We start from the raw sequence: 15,489 nt of genomic DNA, 5'->3' as shown, positions 1-15,489 counted from the left end.
TTGTCTAGTCACTCACGTGAGATTTTTACGCGAACCGGCTCTTCATCTTGTTGAAGAGCCAAGCCATCAAGATCCACGTTTGGATCGACGACGAAGACATCCTCACCGTCAGGATCCGGATCATCGGGCTTCACCGCGAAAGTGATCGAGCGACCAGAAGCCACGACATCCCTCATCCATCTTTCGAGAAGTTCCGACTGCGGAATACTGGTCCCGACCCATGCACCCTTGACCATCATGGAGAATGACGTGTTGTCGAAGTACCGACCGACGTTTGAATAGGCTAAACGACGTCCGCCCCGAGGGCCTTTCAATCGGTCGTCTTTTTCAAGCAGTCTCCAATAAGCATGAGGAATATACATACCCTTCGTCAGACCCGTGCTATCAGGCTCAAATTGGACACGCGGGCAAAACTTCAAGAAAAACGGATCGTCGCTGAAGCGGAAATCATCTGTCTTTGTGACGGTCTTGATCCTGGACAACTCCTTGAGGAACCGGTCCATACGACTGAGTTCGTCAGTGAGTTTTGCTTCGGGGAATCGGAATATCGCGCCCAGCTCGTCATCCGGTTCCATGGCCTTGTATTGGACCATGATGAACGCCTGAAAGCGCTCATTGAAGTAGATCAAATCGGTTCCAGTCTGCTCCTCAAGCGGCTGGCGATTGGCCATGATCACAGTGAGGCGATCTTCGCCATCTACGAAGACTGCGGCGGCGGCGTTGGGCACGTCTCGTAGATACGCGTAGCCAGGCACTTGTCGCATGTCCTGAATAACCATCGGATCCTCTCGCATTCGAACTTCGGCGAGCCCATCCAGAAAAGACTCCGGAGCTTCCTCCTCGAGAGACCATTCAGCCAAAGGAGCACGGTCAATCCCGGCTAGACTCAAAGCGACTGCAACAGCCTCTTTTTGATATGCAAGATTGCTCCGGGCTCGTTCGCTCAAACGCTCAACACGTTGACGTGTCGACGTCGTGAAGCGCTCGATAAGGCCACCAGAGCCGGGCGCAAGCTGCACAAAGAGATCGACAGTCTCTTGAAAGGCCTTTGGCGAAAGCAAGCCGCCATTCTGAAACCGATCTTCGACGGCTTTTCTATTGCGGTTTGGCACGCCAACGATGATGTCGCGGATCGACACAGCGCTGTCGAGCGAGTGAATTTCATCAATATTGAGGCGGCTTTGCTCCGTCCCAGCGTTCACACCTCGTCGTCCACGACCAATATGCGAAACGTGGCCGGATGGATCGACGATGAAACAGACCAATGGTGCGTTTCGGCTGTGATTGAACGACGGCACCGCTTCTGCGAAGTGGCCATACATGTCCATGGCATGGTCAAATACACCCAGCCGTTCTTGGCTCAGCCGCAATATATATCCGCCAGCCTTAGCCATTCGAGACCAAGACTTCCGGACATAGGCGTGCATCACTAAATTTGACTAACAAGTATTCTATTGAACTAAGCAACGTTTTCTTCTGGGACATCTGCAGTCCTAATCAACTCTTTCGCATATCGCTTCGCCTGAGAGATGCTCTGTTTGTAATCATCGGCGGCCAAGGACAAAGACTCAGGTGATGTCGCGCGATCAAGATCGTCGCTAGACCAATCATCCGAGAGACGCTTGCTGATCGCGTAGCAAGTCGCCTTGCCAACTCGAAAAGCCATGAACTTTCGTGATGCTCTCAATATCGCCGACCGGACGACTTCAGCCTCGCCCGCTGTTCGCAGCTCAGCATCAAGTTCGACGGCCATGCGCTCAGCAGCCGAATAGAGACCATTCACAAACAGTGTCTGTGCATCCTTATAGTAGCGGCCAGCACGACCTTTGAGATTCTTGTCTGCTATTTCCTCTGGGTCCGTAAGAATTTTGATTTCTGGCACGCGTTCCAATGATTGAGCTGAACGTGAGAGCTTTGAACCATCTGGTGCCTTGCGGACTTTCTTTTGCTTAGCCCGCTGGCTTTTGTCGTGGTCGGCTTCGGATGCATCCTTTTCGCCAGCCTCGCTTAGTTCGGGAAACTCGGTTTCGAGACTAGTTGGATTAGATGTATCGGTGCCTTCCTCTGCCGCTTCAGTTAGTATTGCAGACTGACGGCGAGATGGGCTCAAAGTCACCGTGGGTACACGGAACTCGTCGAGCAATTTTTGAAGGTCGGATTGAAGGTCATCCAAGTTGTCGTCGGATAAGGGGGACTCCGCTCGAATGACGTCTTTGACCCAATTTGGCATCAGCTCCCGCACATAGTCGTCAAAGTCTTCAGCAAGCATTGGAGAACGGTCATCTGGCCAGGTCAGTCCATCCCTATACTGATTTGGCAGTGCGAGATTATCCGTAAGCTCAATCTCAACCGTGAGAACCTTCGAACCAAATGGAATTCCGAAGTTTGGAGCTGCGGCAGACCAGGCTTTTCTGGACTTTATGTCGTAACGCTCTCCCTTGTGAACTAGCGCACAAAAGGTCGTCGAGCTAGTTGCTGGATTGGCTAGCGCGCTGAGAGAATGGCTGTAGCGTTCGTGCTTCGGGTCATGGATATAGTGTACCCTTATTTCTCCACCCGGCGCGTCAACCCACTCGTGGTTTGGAAGCTCCTCCGCCACCTCTTCGAGCGTCTTCAAGCGTCGCGTGCGACCGGTTTCGTCTTTGCCTCCACCTTTGGTCATAGCGACATCGATGCGCACTTCGACGCCATCAGCGAAACGCGCGAAGCGCCGGAAGATAGCCGAAGGTATGAAACTGCGATCTTGGCTCTTTCCCTTCCCAAGTGGTTCAGCAACAGTGTCATGCTCTTCGCACTCGCCCATCAGTACAACTTCCGTCCAATCAAACGATGTGTCCTGACCTTCGTAAATAGCAGCCTGAGTCACGTCATATACCGTATCAAAACTGCCATCAGGCAGTTCCACTGGGAAACGAACATAGGTCTGTTCGTCAGCATCGAAGCCGATCACCACTTCGTTGACAGTACCGTCCTTGCAAGAACGATAACGGATGCCCTCCCTCGACATTGTCAGACCAGAAACCTTTGCTCCGATGCCAAAATTTCCATCGAGTGCCATCTCTTTGTTGATCGAGGAGGACAACTCTGTCGCTTGTTTTAGCTCGCGGTCATCCATGCCCGTCCCAGTGTTCCAGAACGTAAGCTTCCTGACACCGTCGATCATGGTCGGATAGATCTCGATGCGACGGTTTCCGTAGGCAGCGCCAGCTGCACTTTCATCAGCATTCTTGAAAAACTCGCGAACCAAAGTGCTCACAGGAGCTTGCTCAATCAGTCGATTGATAAGAAATCGCTTGTCGCGAATATTGAGTGGTTCTGCCTTCATGCGATGTCCCTTAGAGCTTAAACTTGTCGACGCCATCGCTGGCCGTTGAGCCAAATTTTCGTTCGATGTCGCTTGTAGCGTCTCGTAGAGCTTTCACAATTTTCTTCACATCGCTGTCAGAGTACTCATACGCTCGCCGGTTCGAAAGGTTGCCGAGTTTGCGAATCGCATCCAATGCGGACTGCGTCCTCCCCTCTGCGAGTCGAACAAATTTCTCTCTTTTATCAATGACTTCGGGCAATGATGAACGATCCTTCGCAGAATTTGATACTCATCACCTAAGAACATTCACAAAAAAGAGTCAAATATGCGCTGAATTTCATAACATATTTCGGATATACGTACACATTACCACACGAAATTCATCATACATGATAACGCTTGAACATTGGAGATTATTTGTCGCTAGGCGACCCATCAGAGCTTGAAAATACACAGACTGAAACGGGCTACATTGAAGGTCTGCATTGGGTTCGACAAACTGACTTCCTTGCAATCGCAACGAAAGTCCGGTTCCCGCCCGTTGTGCCAAACTTTCACCGAAACCGCTCCACTTGACGTTCAGAAAAACATGCCCTATTTTCTGACATGGAGTTGACCAATGATCACGTCGAAAATCAAACAACGCATCCTCGAAAAGGGCCGGGGCGCCATCTTCGCGCCGTCGGACTTCCTCGATATCGGGTCGCGCGCAAGCGTGGATCAGGCGTTATCGCGCCTGGCCGATCAAGGTGTGATCCGGCGGCTGACGCGTGGGCTCTACGACTTTCCGAAGCAAAGCCCTCGTTTCGGGCTTCTGGCACCCTCCGCCGATGACATTGCACGCGCTGTTGCCCGGAAGGACAACCAGGTTCTGCAACCCTCCCCTGCCATGGCGGCGAACCAGTTGGGTCTGTCCACCCAGGTGCCCTCCAACCCGACCTATATGACCGACGGGCCCACCCGAACGAAGAAGATCGGGCGGCAGGTGATCCAGTTCCGCAATGCCTCTCCGAAGACACTGGTCGGGGCTGGGTCAAAGACAGGCACTGTTTTCCAGGCGTTGCGCTATGTCGGAAAGGATCATGTCGACGATCAGGTGATCGGCAAGATTGCCCGCTCGCTGGATGCCAGGGATCGGGCGCAGCTCGCAAAGCAAAGCCGACATGCCCCAGCCTGGATGCATCCGGTCGTCCAGCAGATCGTGGCACACGCCTGAGCATGGATCGGTTCGCAAACGATACACCTGAGCATCGTGACGAAGCCTTTGGACAAGCCGCGGCAGAACTTGGCTTTGCCAAGGCCATCGTCGAGAAGGACTTCTGGGTCTGCTGGTCGCTCCAGCATCTCTTCGCCCTGCCTTCCTTTGGCGATCACCTGATCTTCAAAGGAGGCACGTCGCTTTCGAAGGCTTACGACGTGATCCACCGGTTTTCCGAGGACGTGGATTTGTCGCTCGACCGCGCTCAGCTTGGCTTTAGCGGCGACCGTGATCCAGAGCTACCGGACCTCTCGAGCGGCAAACGAAAATCCCTCCTGCAAGGCCTTCAGGAAGTCGCCGAGGCCACCGTCGCCGGACCCCTGCTTGAAGAGATCAACGCGGTTTTCTCCGCTAGCCTTGAACAGCCCTTCTCCCTCACGATTGATGAGGGCGACCCACAAACCGTGCTGTTCGCCTATCCTTCGCTACGTGCCGACAGTGACAGCTACATCCAACCCATCATTCGGTTCGAGTTCGGTGCACGTGGGGCACAGCTCCCGGCTGAACAACGGCCAATTGTGACTTACGTCCAACAAGCCTTTCCCGATCTGCCTGGGTTGAATGCTGTCGATGTTCGAACTCTCGGGATCGAACGAACCTTCTGGGAGAAAGCGACGATCCTCCACATGCTCTTCCATCAGGATACAAAGAAACCACTCGCCGACCGAATGTCCCGTCACTACTACGACATGGCCCAGCTGATCGGGCATGATGCCAAGGCGCGTGCGCTGGCCGACCTCGGCCTCCTCGACGAGGTCGGTCACCACAAGTCGGTGTTCTTCAAAGCGGCCTGGGCAAGATACGAGGACGCCAAGCCAGGATCACTGCGCCTGCTTCCAAACGAGACGCTCGAGGCAGCCCTCCGTCGGGACTACGCCGGGATGCGCGAGATGATCATGGGCGACGCGCCGAGCTTTGATGACGTGATGAGCGCGATCGCGGCGCTGGAAGCCGAAATCAACACGCCCTGATTGCGACGGTCTTGTCGATTGGAAGACCACTCGGCTTTGACCACCGGTCCACCAATCCTCTCCCTCGAGTCCGTCGTGAGTTATAGGATGCCATTCTATAACTCACAGAAGGGGCAGATTTGAGCGATAGGACGAATGGCACGACGCACAAGCATCATCCTTCCGCCAATCCCGCGTCTTCCAATTGCTCCCGATCCGGCAAGTCCCGGAGCGACTCCAGATCGAACGCCGTGAGGAACTGATCCGTCGTCACGTAGGTGTAGGGCGCCCCGCGTCGCGGGGATCGTGGTCCCGTGCCGATGAGACCGCGTGCATGCAGCCGCCCGATCAAGTCCCGGCTGATCTCCTTGCCGAAGATGTCCTTGAGTCCGTCGCGGGTGATCGGCTGGTGATAGGCGATGGCCGCGAGCACGGCGACGTCGTACTCGCGCAGATCGAGATCCTGCTCGCCCACGTCGGCGGCCGCCCGGATCGCTGGCGTATAGGCCGACCGCGTCCGCAACAGCCACCCGCCGGCGACCTTCGCGAGCTCGAACGACCGTCCATCAAGATCGGCGGCCAGATCGTCGATGATGAGATCGACCGAGGCCCCCTGCCCGACCACCCGGGCCAGATCATCACGCGGCACCGGCGAAGCGGACGCAAAGAGCACCGCCTCGATCCGGCGCATCCATTCCCGCCAGCGCAGATCGGGCGGAAGGTCCTCCAGCTCGCGGTCCAGATCGGCTTCGGAGTGATCCTTGGCCATCGGTCAGACCCCATAAAGCCGGAAGGTGTCGCGCCCGGTCAGCTCGCGCACGGCGCCCAACTCAACCAGCCTGTCGCAGAACCGGCGTGCCGCGCGATCGGAACGCAGCAAGATGAGCGACGCCGGCGCGACCGCGTCTCGGCTCAGGAACAGTACCAAAGCCTCATCGGATCCCTTCGCCCGGAGCTTCGGCGCGACCTCCTTCAAGCGCGCAACACGGCGGGCAAGATCAGTGGCCTCTCGGGTCGCTTCGGTCGCCGCCGCCGCGATCGCCCGATGGCAGGCCAGTTGCAGGTCTGCGCCGCTCTTCCGCAAATCGGCCCGTTTTATGCCGAGCGCCAGAAGCGGCAGAACATAAGACCATCCGAGCCCTTGCGCCAAAGCCGCGTCAGCCAGGATCAACGCCGTAGCGGCATCCCGCGGCATATCCTCGATCACGGCTTGGAATACGGCTGCGGCACGCGGCACCGGCGCTCCCTGCCCCGCATCCAGCCACGTTGCGATCTGCTCCACTTCAACATCAGGCAACGCCCGATGCAGCGCCTTGGTCGAAATCGGTCGTTCGACCGCGCGCTGCCAGGACAGGCAGACCTCTCCCGCCGGTCCGGGGCTGTCGCCGGGCTGCAAGAATGCCACCGCATCACGCAGCTCCGACGCCCGTTCCGGGCGTCCCTGGTGCGTCACACACGCCTCCGCCGTTCGCAGCGCCAACCGCGCCCGGAGCAAGGTCTGGGGGACATCATCGTGTCTCAGCACAAGATGGAGATGGCCAAGTGCCGCCCCCGACAAAAACGCAACATCTTCAAGGGTCTCTGGCCGTGCGGAGGTGACCCAGGCAGGTAGCTGCGGTAGATTGGTTAGGTTGTTCGCGATGGTGGCCGGCTGGTATGTCATGCCACAACACTAGTCTCTCGCGGCGCTTTCGTCCACAATATGATGTGCAAACCGCCCCGCCTTGCAGTTTCTCGTTATGTCCAATAAGTTTGCCTTATCGGACGTAAAAGAGTAGACTGGAAAGCAGTTCAATTTCATCGCCGGATTCAATGAAAAAATGCCCTCAGAGACCGAGAAATCGACGTCAGCACCCTCTGATAAGCTGGATGATGCTCGCGTCGACGAGAGAGAGGAAGAGGACAGCGATGGCATCGCCCTGCCCTCCCATGTCGCGGGATCCGGAACGCTCGATCGACTGGTGGACACCGCGCGCGACTATGCACGCGCGGCAATTTCGGACAACACGCTGAAGGCCTACGCGAAGGATTGGGCGCACTTTTCACGCTGGTGCCGGATGAAGGGTGCCGAGCCGCTGCCACCATCACCCGAGATGATCGGGCTTTATCTCGCCGACCTTGCGTCCGGGTCGGGCCCCTCCCCAGCTCTCTCGGTCAGCACAATAGACCGGCGCCTCTCGGGCCTCGCCTGGAACTACGCGCAGCGGGGGTTCACCCTCGATCGCAGGAACCGGCACATCGCCACGGTGCTGGCCGGGATCAAGCGAAAGCACGCACGCCCGCCGGTGCAGAAGGAAGCGATCTTGGCCGAGGACATCCTAGCGATGGTCGCCACCCTTCCTTTCGACCTGCGCGGGCTGCGAGATCGCGCGATCCTGCTCGTGGGCTATGCAGGAGGTCTGCGCCGGTCAGAAATCGTCAGCCTCGACGTGCACAAAGACGACACACCCGACTCCGGCGGTTGGATCGAGGTTTTCGACAAGGGCGCCCTTCTGACAATTCGCTCAAAGACCGGCTGGCGCGAGGTCGAGATCGGCCGAGGGTCCAGGGATCAGACCTGCCCCGTGCACGCGCTCAAACAATGGTTGGACTTCGCGAAGATCGACTTCGGGCCGGTCTTCGTCGGCACCTCACGCGATGGCAAGCGCGCCCTCGATGCCCGGCTCAACGACAAGCATGTTGCGCGGCTGATCAAGCGCACGGTTCGGGACGCCGGCATCCGATCTGAGCTGCCCGAGCGGGAGCGCCTGTCGCTGTTCTCCGGCCACTCTCTGCGCGCTGGCCTCGCCAGTTCAGCCGAAGTTGACGAGCGCTACGTCCAGAAGCACCTCGGACATGCCTCGGCTGAGATGACCCGCCGCTACCAGCGCCGCCGCGATCGGTTCCGGGTGAATTTGACCAAAGCTGCTGGGTTGTAGTCATCCGAATCGGCATCGATGCCTCATCGCTTGGCACATCGGTGGCAAGGTCGACATCTTCAGTCTGCTCCACGTCGGAAACGGGTTCAGGCGCCCCCTGCCCTTCCGCACCGTCGAGTGCTGCAAGATCGTGACGGCGAAGAACCTCCGGCAACCGGCCTGTGCCTGTCAGCAAACGCTCGGCTTCGGTCACCATCTCGCCCATCTTGAGATGATCAAGGAGTTGCGCCGTCCCCTCCCCTTTCGCCTCGCGCACGGCGTCGAGGATCCGGGCCTTGGGCACACGGTTCAGGTAGGTATCTGCCGTCGGCTCCCAACCCGCCTCGACCATGTCCAGATCGACCGCCTGTGCGACCAAGTCGGACGGGGTCATCCGCTTGGTCAAACCGCTGGCGGAGATACCAGCACCATAGGGGTTCACCTTCTCGTGGAGCGCGTTGATCCCGAAGCTGAGGCAATGCGCGAGCAGCGACAGCCGGCTCCCTTGATCAAGGGAGGTCAAGTAGTCCCAGAGCGCGGCATCGTCGCCGAGCGGCAAGTCGGCCTCCCATTCCGCGTGGCGATCGTCCACCAGCTTGGCCAACACGCTGTCCTTCAGATCGCTCGCCTGCGCCGACATGTAGACGTGACGGACAGAGGCCTCGAGACAGCTGCCGGCCGAACTGGACGTCCGGAAAGTGTCGTTGACGAGCTTCAGAAGCAGTAGCGTCAGGGCGACATCAGCAGAACGCCCGACAGCTTCGCGCAAGGCAAGGGTGCGTTGCGCCGTCAACTCCATAATCAGCCGCTCGGGCAAGGGCTTCAACGCACCATCTTCCTCGTCGTCGCGCATGTTCGCGCCAAGCACTTGACCGGCAGAGGTGATCACCGTGCCATGGCCGATACCATCCACTTTGCTCCCCGTTGAAAGCTCAACGCCCTGCCCGTCTGCCGCCTGTTCACCGCTGTGGACGTCGGCATCGTGCCGAGGTTCATCCTCGGGCCGGACAAAGCCCCGATAAACTGCAAGCTCGTCATAGCGATCAAGCGTCACGAAGGCCCCTGCCGGTGCGATTTCTTCCGCGTCGAAGATCAGCGGCCGGGTCTCGAGCTTCTCCATCTCGCCAAGACGCTCGTCGATCTCGTCGGGGAATTCATCCTGTCCCTCGTATTCCTCCTCGAGCGCCCGGTACCTGGCAAGCAGCTTTGCATGGGCCGCGCCTTTGTCATCCGTCATTGGCGCCGGGTCTCCACTCAGCCTCCGCAGGCCGTGGCTGTAGCCATAGGGCAGATCGAGCGAGACCTCGATCCATTTCCAACCTTCAGTCGCGATGGCTTCGGCTTTAGCCTGAATCTTCTCGCTGACCAGACGATCGAGCAGGGCAGGGTCTTCCAGCCAGCCGCCATCGTCGCCCTGGAAGAGGTCATGCAACTTGGTGCCGCCAGCAAACTCATAGGACTCAATACCCACAAAGGCGGCACGACGGTTTGAGGCGCGGACCGAGGATTTCGACAGCATGTGCCGGACCTTATAGGGTTCCATGTTCCAGGACGACCGGATCGCCTCCCAGACCTGCACATGGTGCTCGTGATCCAGGTTGATCGTGAAGGCCGTCAGCTGGTCCAGCGTCATCTCGTCCTCGGTGTAAAATTCGAGCAGGGCAGGGGTCACGGCGGCGAGTTTCAGGCGCTGTTTCACCACCTGCGGCATGACGAAGAAGGCGGCTGCGATCCCTTCATCGCCTTGACCCTTCTCCCGCAGCGCGACGAAGACGCGGAAATGATCGAGCGGATGCAGAGCCGCGCGCAGCATGTCCTCAGTGAGAGAGTCATCCTCGCGAGGATCGCGGACGTGGCATCTTGCAGGATACTGGGAAGGGGCGACGTCGTGGCCAAGCGCTTCTGCTTCACGAGGAGTGACAGCGCCTGGAAGCGCCGACCGCCAGCGGGGATTTCGAACTTACCGGTTTCAGAACCATCACCCGTCAGAACGGGCAGGAAATTCAGGCTCTGCAGCAGTCTGCGGCGAGCGATGTCGTCGGTCGATTCCTCGACCGAGATGCCGGCCTTGATGCGCCGAACGTTAGACTGGCTCAGCACGAGCTTGTTGAAAGGAATGTCCCGGGACGGGGTGACGTTCTGGGCAGATTTCGCCATCAGATCTTCTCCACAATGGGCGCCGGAAGCCACTCTCCCGAACTCACTTCCCGTCACCCCTTTCACAGCCCCTCTCTACCTCTCAGCACGTCCACCGCGGTGGACGTCACGCAGTAGCTGCCCTAGAACGAGAAAGCCTCTCCAGCAACAGTGATGGATTGAAGTCAGTTTCTCTGTGACCGAGCGTGATGCTATGGAAATACGCTCCAAAGTCTCGGATGCGGTTGCTCATCTGGAGAATTATGAAGATGGCGCATGATGCTTTTTGAGAGCCTATCTTCCTAGCAGCCTTTTCGAAGGTGCTTTCGTGGATTCCCATCATTGGAGCGAGTGTTCTGGCGTGGCTTTCGACATCGTGCCAGTTTCTAAGCGAGTTCGTCGCGAACGATGTAGCTTGGTCACAAACGGTTGTGAGCGTTTGCAAGGGAAGTGTTTCGCTGTCGGTCCCGCTTTCTAAATCTTTTTGTTCTTTTTTAGACTTAGAATGGTGCCGGACAGTTCGCCCGTCATTGGCGGGCAGTTTCATTGTTTCTGGTGCGTCCACCGCGGTGGACATCTGTTTGCATTGGGCTTCCAGTTCGTCGAGCAAAGCATGATACTCCGCGATCGAGAGCTTCCTCCGAAGAACTCGGCGTACCTGATGAGTGAGCTCGTTCTCGGGGTTAGCTTCGTCGATCTGCGCAAGTTTGGTTAGGATTTGCTTTCGCAAAAACACGCGATCCCGACGAGCGTTTTCCATCGCTTGGGCTGCCGCAAGTAGTTCGCCGGCCCGCGCGAGCAACGGAGCCAGTGACAAGCCATAGCTAATGGATAGACCTTCGGACGACTTCACTCGGTATCTTTTGCGATTTGGGCTGTCGTGGCGCTTCATGAAGCCGAGTTCAACAAAGCGATCGATGTGCCTACGGAGGGTTCGTTCATCGATCCCGCCAACTCGACGGCAGATCTCGTCGTTGGAAGCGAATACCGTGTCTCCGTGCCCAGGCTTGAGAAAACTCAGCATCGCCTGGAGCGTTTGAACATGTCCTGGACGGAGACCGAACAGGCTGCGAGTGTCTCTGAGCGCGCGGAAGACTGCCCAGATGTCGGTTTCAGGTGTGGACGTGGCGGGGGTGCCCTTGTCGACGCCAAAGGTCTGAACGGAAAGCTTTGTGAATGTCATGTTTGTTGAACGACGACCGTTGCGGCCCACAACTTCCCCGGCTCTTCTCGCTGTTTTTGGCGAGAAAAGGCAACAAAAAAATGTCCACCGAATCGGTGACTCTTGACCGGTATGTTGGAGATTGCTACATCATAGGTGCTAATCAGATGATGAGGGCTCTCCGGGGGAAACCTTGGGGGGCTCTTTTCTTTTTGGTCTTCGCCTTTCTCCTCTGCTCGTGTTTTTGGTTATGACCGGGGATCAGCTCCCCGAGCCTCTCTCATTCTGCCATTGTTCAAAAAGCTGTCGCAGCGTGGTTTCCGCGCGCTCTTCGAGCCATTGGCCGAACTCCGGGTTGTCCTTGCGGGTGATCTTGATAGCGATCGACTTGCCATCGACTGAAAGTGTGCCGACAGGGCTACCACTATTGTCCTTTACCACTGTCGTTTGGCCACGTGGGCTTTGGTTGGCTGCACCACGCGCCTTGCTGGAGCAAGCGACATAGATGGCTTGAAACTTGTCCGAGCTTGGAGTGCTGTCAGGCAGAGAGGCAAGTGTCTCACGCGCAATGTCGACAAGCGGAACCTTCTCCGAAAGTGCAGCAAGATCACCCCATTGGCGTCGACCTACGCCATGAGCCGGGCCGATAAGCCGGACAAGTTCGTCAGGTAGCTGCTCGATGACTACACGATGGTTCGACACACCTTGCCGGGTGAGGCCTAGGGCGTCCTGAATGACGCCAGGCTTATAACCGGCCTCTTGCATCTCTTTGATAAAAAGAGATTTTTCAATGAAGGACGGATCCAGCCGCAGGTTGTTTTCCTGACCTTGCGCGATCAGAGAAGCATCATCATCGAGCGTTCGAACAATCGTTTTGACAGTTCCACCAACTCTTCGAACGGCTGCAAGTCTGCGACGCCCGTAGATGATGCGGTATCGATCCGGTTGGTCCGAGGGGCGAACCATGATCGGCACTTGCTGACCATGCTTGCGAATGCTTTCGGCGAGATCTTCAATGCTACTATCTTCCAGGATCAGGCGATCCCGGAGACCATCCATATCGATCCGGTCGGGCTCGATATCTCGGATTGAGTTGGCAGTGATTTCCCGGAGAGAATCCCGCAATCCGCCAACCGAGCCAGGTAGCTTCGAGGATTTGACCGGGGCAGGGGAGGGGGCTGACGAGTCTTTCTCGTCCTTCGGAGGTTGGTTGAAGATATTTCGGGCCATCAGCGACGTCCCCATGCCATTTGGATTGTCTGCTCCAGCTCATCGGCAACGCTGTTCACGCTGGTCAAAGCCCGATCAATGGTCTTTCGAATGAGCTGGCTCGGGTCTACCTCGTAGATGGTTTGCTGAGTCATGCCGGCGTCAGAAATCGCCGTCGACTTCAGCATCGGCTCAGTCATGACTTGGCCCGCGAGGATTGAACGCAGGTAGCCGGCCATTTGCGTTTGTGGTCCGTCCGACGGCTCGTAGCGTGTGATCAGGAACTTTACGAAGTCCCAAGTGACATGCCGTCCAATCGCCTCTTCGACGGCTTTGACGGTTTCCGAAGCAAGCTTGAGAAACTGGCTCATAGAAGCGATGTCGAGCATGCCGGGGACCACCGTCACGAGCAGGCCCGTGGATGCTGCCAATGCTGTCAATGTCAGGAAGCCTAATTGCGGAGGGCAATCGATCAGCACGATGTCGTAATCGGAATCGACTTCCTCTAACGCCAGAGCAAGACGCTCCGCGAAAATCGGCTGAACCCTGCGCGCAAGGGCGTTCGCTGTCTCGGTTTCATACTCGGACAACATCAAGCCAGCCGGGACCATGTCGAGCTTGTGAAAGTATGTTTTCTGGATGACCTCCGAGAGCGGAACCTGATCATCGTATCTCAATGCGTCGTAGATCGTGCCGCCTTCGGCAAATTCGAGCTCAGGCCGGAAGCCGAAAAATGTCGTCAAACTGGCTTGTGGGTCGAGGTCAAGCACAAGCACGCGGTAGCCACGCAGGGCATACCTGTGTGCCAAATGGATCGTCGCTGTTGTCTTCGAGCTGCCGCCTTTGAAATTCACGACCGAAATGACCTGAAGACGGTCGCCGTCTCGGCGGCCAGGTCTGTACGCGTCAGCATTTTTGCCTGTCCGCGCCAAAATGTTGCGGAGGTCGTCAACTTCTTCGGCCGTGTAGAACCTATGACCGCGACCGTCAGTGTGAACTTCTGGGAAGCTGCCATCTTTGTGGCGATTGCGCAGGTTCGACGTACTGACGCGCAGCAACTCGGCGACCTCGGTCGAGCTGAAGCGGCGCAAGGACTTGCGTTCTTCTGGCTCGAACGCAACTTTCATCTGCCGGTCAAGCGACTCAGCAAGACTGTCTGCGAATGCTCCGATGTCGGAAGAGCCTATGCCTTGCGCGTAGCCCGTATTTCGATCATCCATGTTCTGCCGCCTCTCGTGGCCTTTGCTAAGGCTCTTTGTCGTTCTGACGGTCGAAGCCACGTCTGACGCGTTTTGCCGTCAGAATGGAAATGCCACGAACATCTGAGTCCGGCAAGAAGAATCTAGATGTAGTGGAAAAGTTATCCACAGCACCAATTTGGCCCCGCGGGGCTTGCGCTAGATAACGCATTGATTAAAATGATAAAAGTCGTATCTAGCGAAGCCGATACCCTTCGAGATATTTTCTGCTCGCGCGAACTAACCCAAAGGCTTTGTTGGATATTTACGTGGCTTTCGTCCAATTGAAGCGATGATTCTGGAAGATTTTGGCCGAGCGAACAGAGTGGTTTGCCGACCATTAGCGCCTACAAGAGGCCGAGGCGCTCTGCCCGCTCCAGCAGCATTCTGACTGAGGAAGGCTGCCAACTGAACGACACCCGAAAGGTCGCATGAAACCCGGACCAGAAACGGGGTGAGCTCCGATCCTCCGTTTTCCTAAACATAACGGCGGACCACTCCAGTGGGGGAGGATCAGCCTGATCGGCCGAACCAAAGGCGGCATGAACACCAAATTGCATGCCATCTGCGACAGCCAGGGGCGACCGCTCAACCTGTTCGTCAGCGCCGGTCAGGTCAGCGATTACATCGGTGCGCGGGCATTGCTCAGCAGCCTGCCAAAGGTCGACTGGCTGCTTGGGGATCGTGGCTATGACGCCGACTGGTTCAGGGAAGCACTGAAAGACAAAGGGATACGCGCGTGCATACCCGGTCGAAAGCAGCGCAAAAAAGCCGTGAAGTACGACAAGCGCCGATACAAACGGCGCAACCGTATCGAGATCATGTTCGGCAGACTGAAAGACTGGCGACGCGTGGCGACACGATACGACAGATGCCCAAAGGTCTTCCTCTCGGCAATCGCACTCGCCGCCACCGTCATCTAATGGCTATGAGTCCTGACCCTAAGACTGATCGTGCTTGGTGGCGCGGCGGGTGGAGGGGTTCCGCAGTGGAACTGCAACTGCGCGTCGTGTCAGGCCGCACGGCACGATTCATCGCTGGCGGACGGGCAGGCCTCGCTTGCCTTCAGCGCGGACGGCGAGAACTGGTTTCTCGTGAATGCGTCGCCTGACCTGCGCCAGCAGATCAATGACATACCCGAACTGCATCCGCGCAATGGAAAGCTTCGCGACAGCCCGATTGCGGGTGTCCTGCTCGCCAATGGCGAGGTCGATGCCCTCGTGGGGCTTTTGTCGTTGCGGGAAGGGTCGCACTTCGGGATCTGGGCGCATGACCGGGTCTTGAGCGTTCTGGAGCAGAACAGCATTTTCAACGTGCTGGACCGCGAGACCG

At 57.4% G+C, this 15,489-nt stretch carries 11 protein-coding genes and 2 pseudogenes; 5 read left to right on the top strand and 8 right to left on the bottom strand.

What is annotated here, in order from left to right; translation table 11 throughout:
- Positions 1-8: 8 nt before the first annotated feature.
- Together HOY44_RS20065 and HOY44_RS20060 are read right to left on the bottom strand one after the other, a co-directional pair.
- Positions 9-1,394 (bottom strand): hypothetical protein, encoded by a 1,386-nt coding sequence (locus tag HOY44_RS20065; protein ID WP_287437336.1) that lies wholly within the window; start codon positions 1,392-1,394, stop codon positions 9-11.
- 65 nt (positions 1,395-1,459) lie between these two features.
- Entirely contained in the window at positions 1,460-3,325 is a 1,866-nt protein-coding gene (locus HOY44_RS20060; RefSeq protein ID WP_287437334.1) for a hypothetical protein, read from the bottom strand.
- A gap of 601 nt (positions 3,326-3,926) precedes the next feature.
- Between HOY44_RS20060 and HOY44_RS20055 the strand changes: the two genes are divergently transcribed.
- Complete coding sequence (locus HOY44_RS20055; RefSeq protein WP_287437332.1) at positions 3,927-4,523, top strand: DUF6088 family protein; 597 nt, start codon at positions 3,927-3,929, stop codon at positions 4,521-4,523.
- 2 nt (positions 4,524-4,525) lie between these two features.
- A complete protein-coding gene (locus HOY44_RS20050; protein ID WP_287437329.1) occupies positions 4,526-5,536 on the top strand; it encodes a nucleotidyl transferase AbiEii/AbiGii toxin family protein in 1,011 nt (336 codons plus the stop codon).
- A 154-nt stretch (positions 5,537-5,690) separates the two neighbouring features.
- Here HOY44_RS20050 and scpB read toward each other — a convergent pair whose 3' ends face one another.
- Complete coding sequence (gene scpB, locus HOY44_RS20045; protein WP_287437327.1) at positions 5,691-6,284, bottom strand: SMC-Scp complex subunit ScpB; 594 nt, start codon at positions 6,282-6,284, stop codon at positions 5,691-5,693.
- 3 nt (positions 6,285-6,287) lie between these two features.
- Positions 6,288-7,178, bottom strand: coding sequence for a DUF1403 family protein (locus tag HOY44_RS20040; protein ID WP_287437325.1), 891 nt, complete (start codon positions 7,176-7,178; stop codon positions 6,288-6,290).
- Positions 7,179-7,335: 157 nt separating this feature from the next.
- Here HOY44_RS20040 and HOY44_RS20035 point away from each other — a divergent pair, with 157 nt between their 5' ends.
- Positions 7,336-8,433, top strand: a complete 1,098-nt coding sequence (locus HOY44_RS20035) for a tyrosine-type recombinase/integrase (RefSeq protein WP_287437323.1) — start codon at positions 7,336-7,338, stop codon at positions 8,431-8,433.
- 13 nt (positions 8,434-8,446) lie between these two features.
- On the opposite strand, the pseudogene HOY44_RS20030 reads toward HOY44_RS20035, so the two are convergent.
- The 4 genes and pseudogenes from HOY44_RS20030 to repA all read right to left on the bottom strand — a co-directional run.
- Positions 8,447-10,569, bottom strand: a pseudogene (locus HOY44_RS20030) (ParB/RepB/Spo0J family partition protein); the annotation flags it as partial.
- Between the two features lie 106 nt (positions 10,570-10,675).
- Positions 10,676-11,761, bottom strand: a complete 1,086-nt coding sequence (gene repC, locus HOY44_RS20025; protein ID WP_287437321.1) for a plasmid replication protein RepC — start codon at positions 11,759-11,761, stop codon at positions 10,676-10,678.
- Positions 11,762-11,971: 210 nt separating this feature from the next.
- Positions 11,972-12,940, bottom strand: coding sequence for a plasmid partitioning protein RepB (repB, locus tag HOY44_RS20020; protein ID WP_235889232.1), 969 nt, complete (start codon positions 12,938-12,940; stop codon positions 11,972-11,974).
- Positions 12,940-14,139, bottom strand: a complete 1,200-nt coding sequence (repA, locus tag HOY44_RS20015; RefSeq protein WP_028288490.1) for a plasmid partitioning protein RepA — start codon at positions 14,137-14,139, stop codon at positions 12,940-12,942. Before repA ends, repB begins: the two co-directional genes overlap by 1 nt.
- Positions 14,140-14,663: 524 nt before the next feature.
- Between repA and HOY44_RS20010 the strand changes: the two are divergent.
- A pseudogene (locus tag HOY44_RS20010) lies at positions 14,664-15,080 on the top strand (IS5 family transposase); the annotation flags it as partial.
- Between the two features lie 30 nt (positions 15,081-15,110).
- The coding region (locus HOY44_RS20005; RefSeq protein WP_287437318.1) for an MBL fold metallo-hydrolase at positions 15,111-15,489 on the top strand (379 nt) is incomplete at its 3' end.

The sequence above is a fragment of the Maritimibacter sp. genome, assembly GCF_016774595.1.
In the GTDB taxonomy this organism is placed as follows: Bacteria; Pseudomonadota; Alphaproteobacteria; order Rhodobacterales; family Rhodobacteraceae; genus Maritimibacter; species Maritimibacter alkaliphilus.
Note: the sequence above shows the minus strand (reverse complement) of the source record. Positions and strands in the feature narration are given on the sequence as shown.

What these genes read in the sequence shown, in the direction of transcription:
- HOY44_RS20040 (WP_287437325.1), bottom strand. Translation starts at nt 7,178, where the DNA reads ATGACATACCAGCCGGCCACCATCGCGAACAACCTAACCAATCTACCG.
- HOY44_RS20065 (WP_287437336.1), bottom strand. Translation starts at nt 1,394, where the DNA reads ATGGCTAAGGCTGGCGGATATATATTGCGGCTGAGCCAAGAACGGCTG.
- HOY44_RS20055 (WP_287437332.1), top strand. Translation starts at nt 3,927, where the DNA reads ATGATCACGTCGAAAATCAAACAACGCATCCTCGAAAAGGGCCGGGGC.
- repB (WP_235889232.1), bottom strand. Translation starts at nt 12,940, where the DNA reads ATGGCCCGAAATATCTTCAACCAACCTCCGAAGGACGAGAAAGACTCG.
- HOY44_RS20035 (WP_287437323.1), top strand. Translation starts at nt 7,336, where the DNA reads ATGCCCTCAGAGACCGAGAAATCGACGTCAGCACCCTCTGATAAGCTG.
- HOY44_RS20050 (WP_287437329.1), top strand. Translation starts at nt 4,526, where the DNA reads ATGGATCGGTTCGCAAACGATACACCTGAGCATCGTGACGAAGCCTTT.
- HOY44_RS20060 (WP_287437334.1), bottom strand. Translation starts at nt 3,325, where the DNA reads ATGAAGGCAGAACCACTCAATATTCGCGACAAGCGATTTCTTATCAAT.
- repA (WP_028288490.1), bottom strand. Translation starts at nt 14,139, where the DNA reads ATGGATGATCGAAATACGGGCTACGCGCAAGGCATAGGCTCTTCCGAC.
- scpB (WP_287437327.1), bottom strand. Translation starts at nt 6,284, where the DNA reads ATGGCCAAGGATCACTCCGAAGCCGATCTGGACCGCGAGCTGGAGGAC.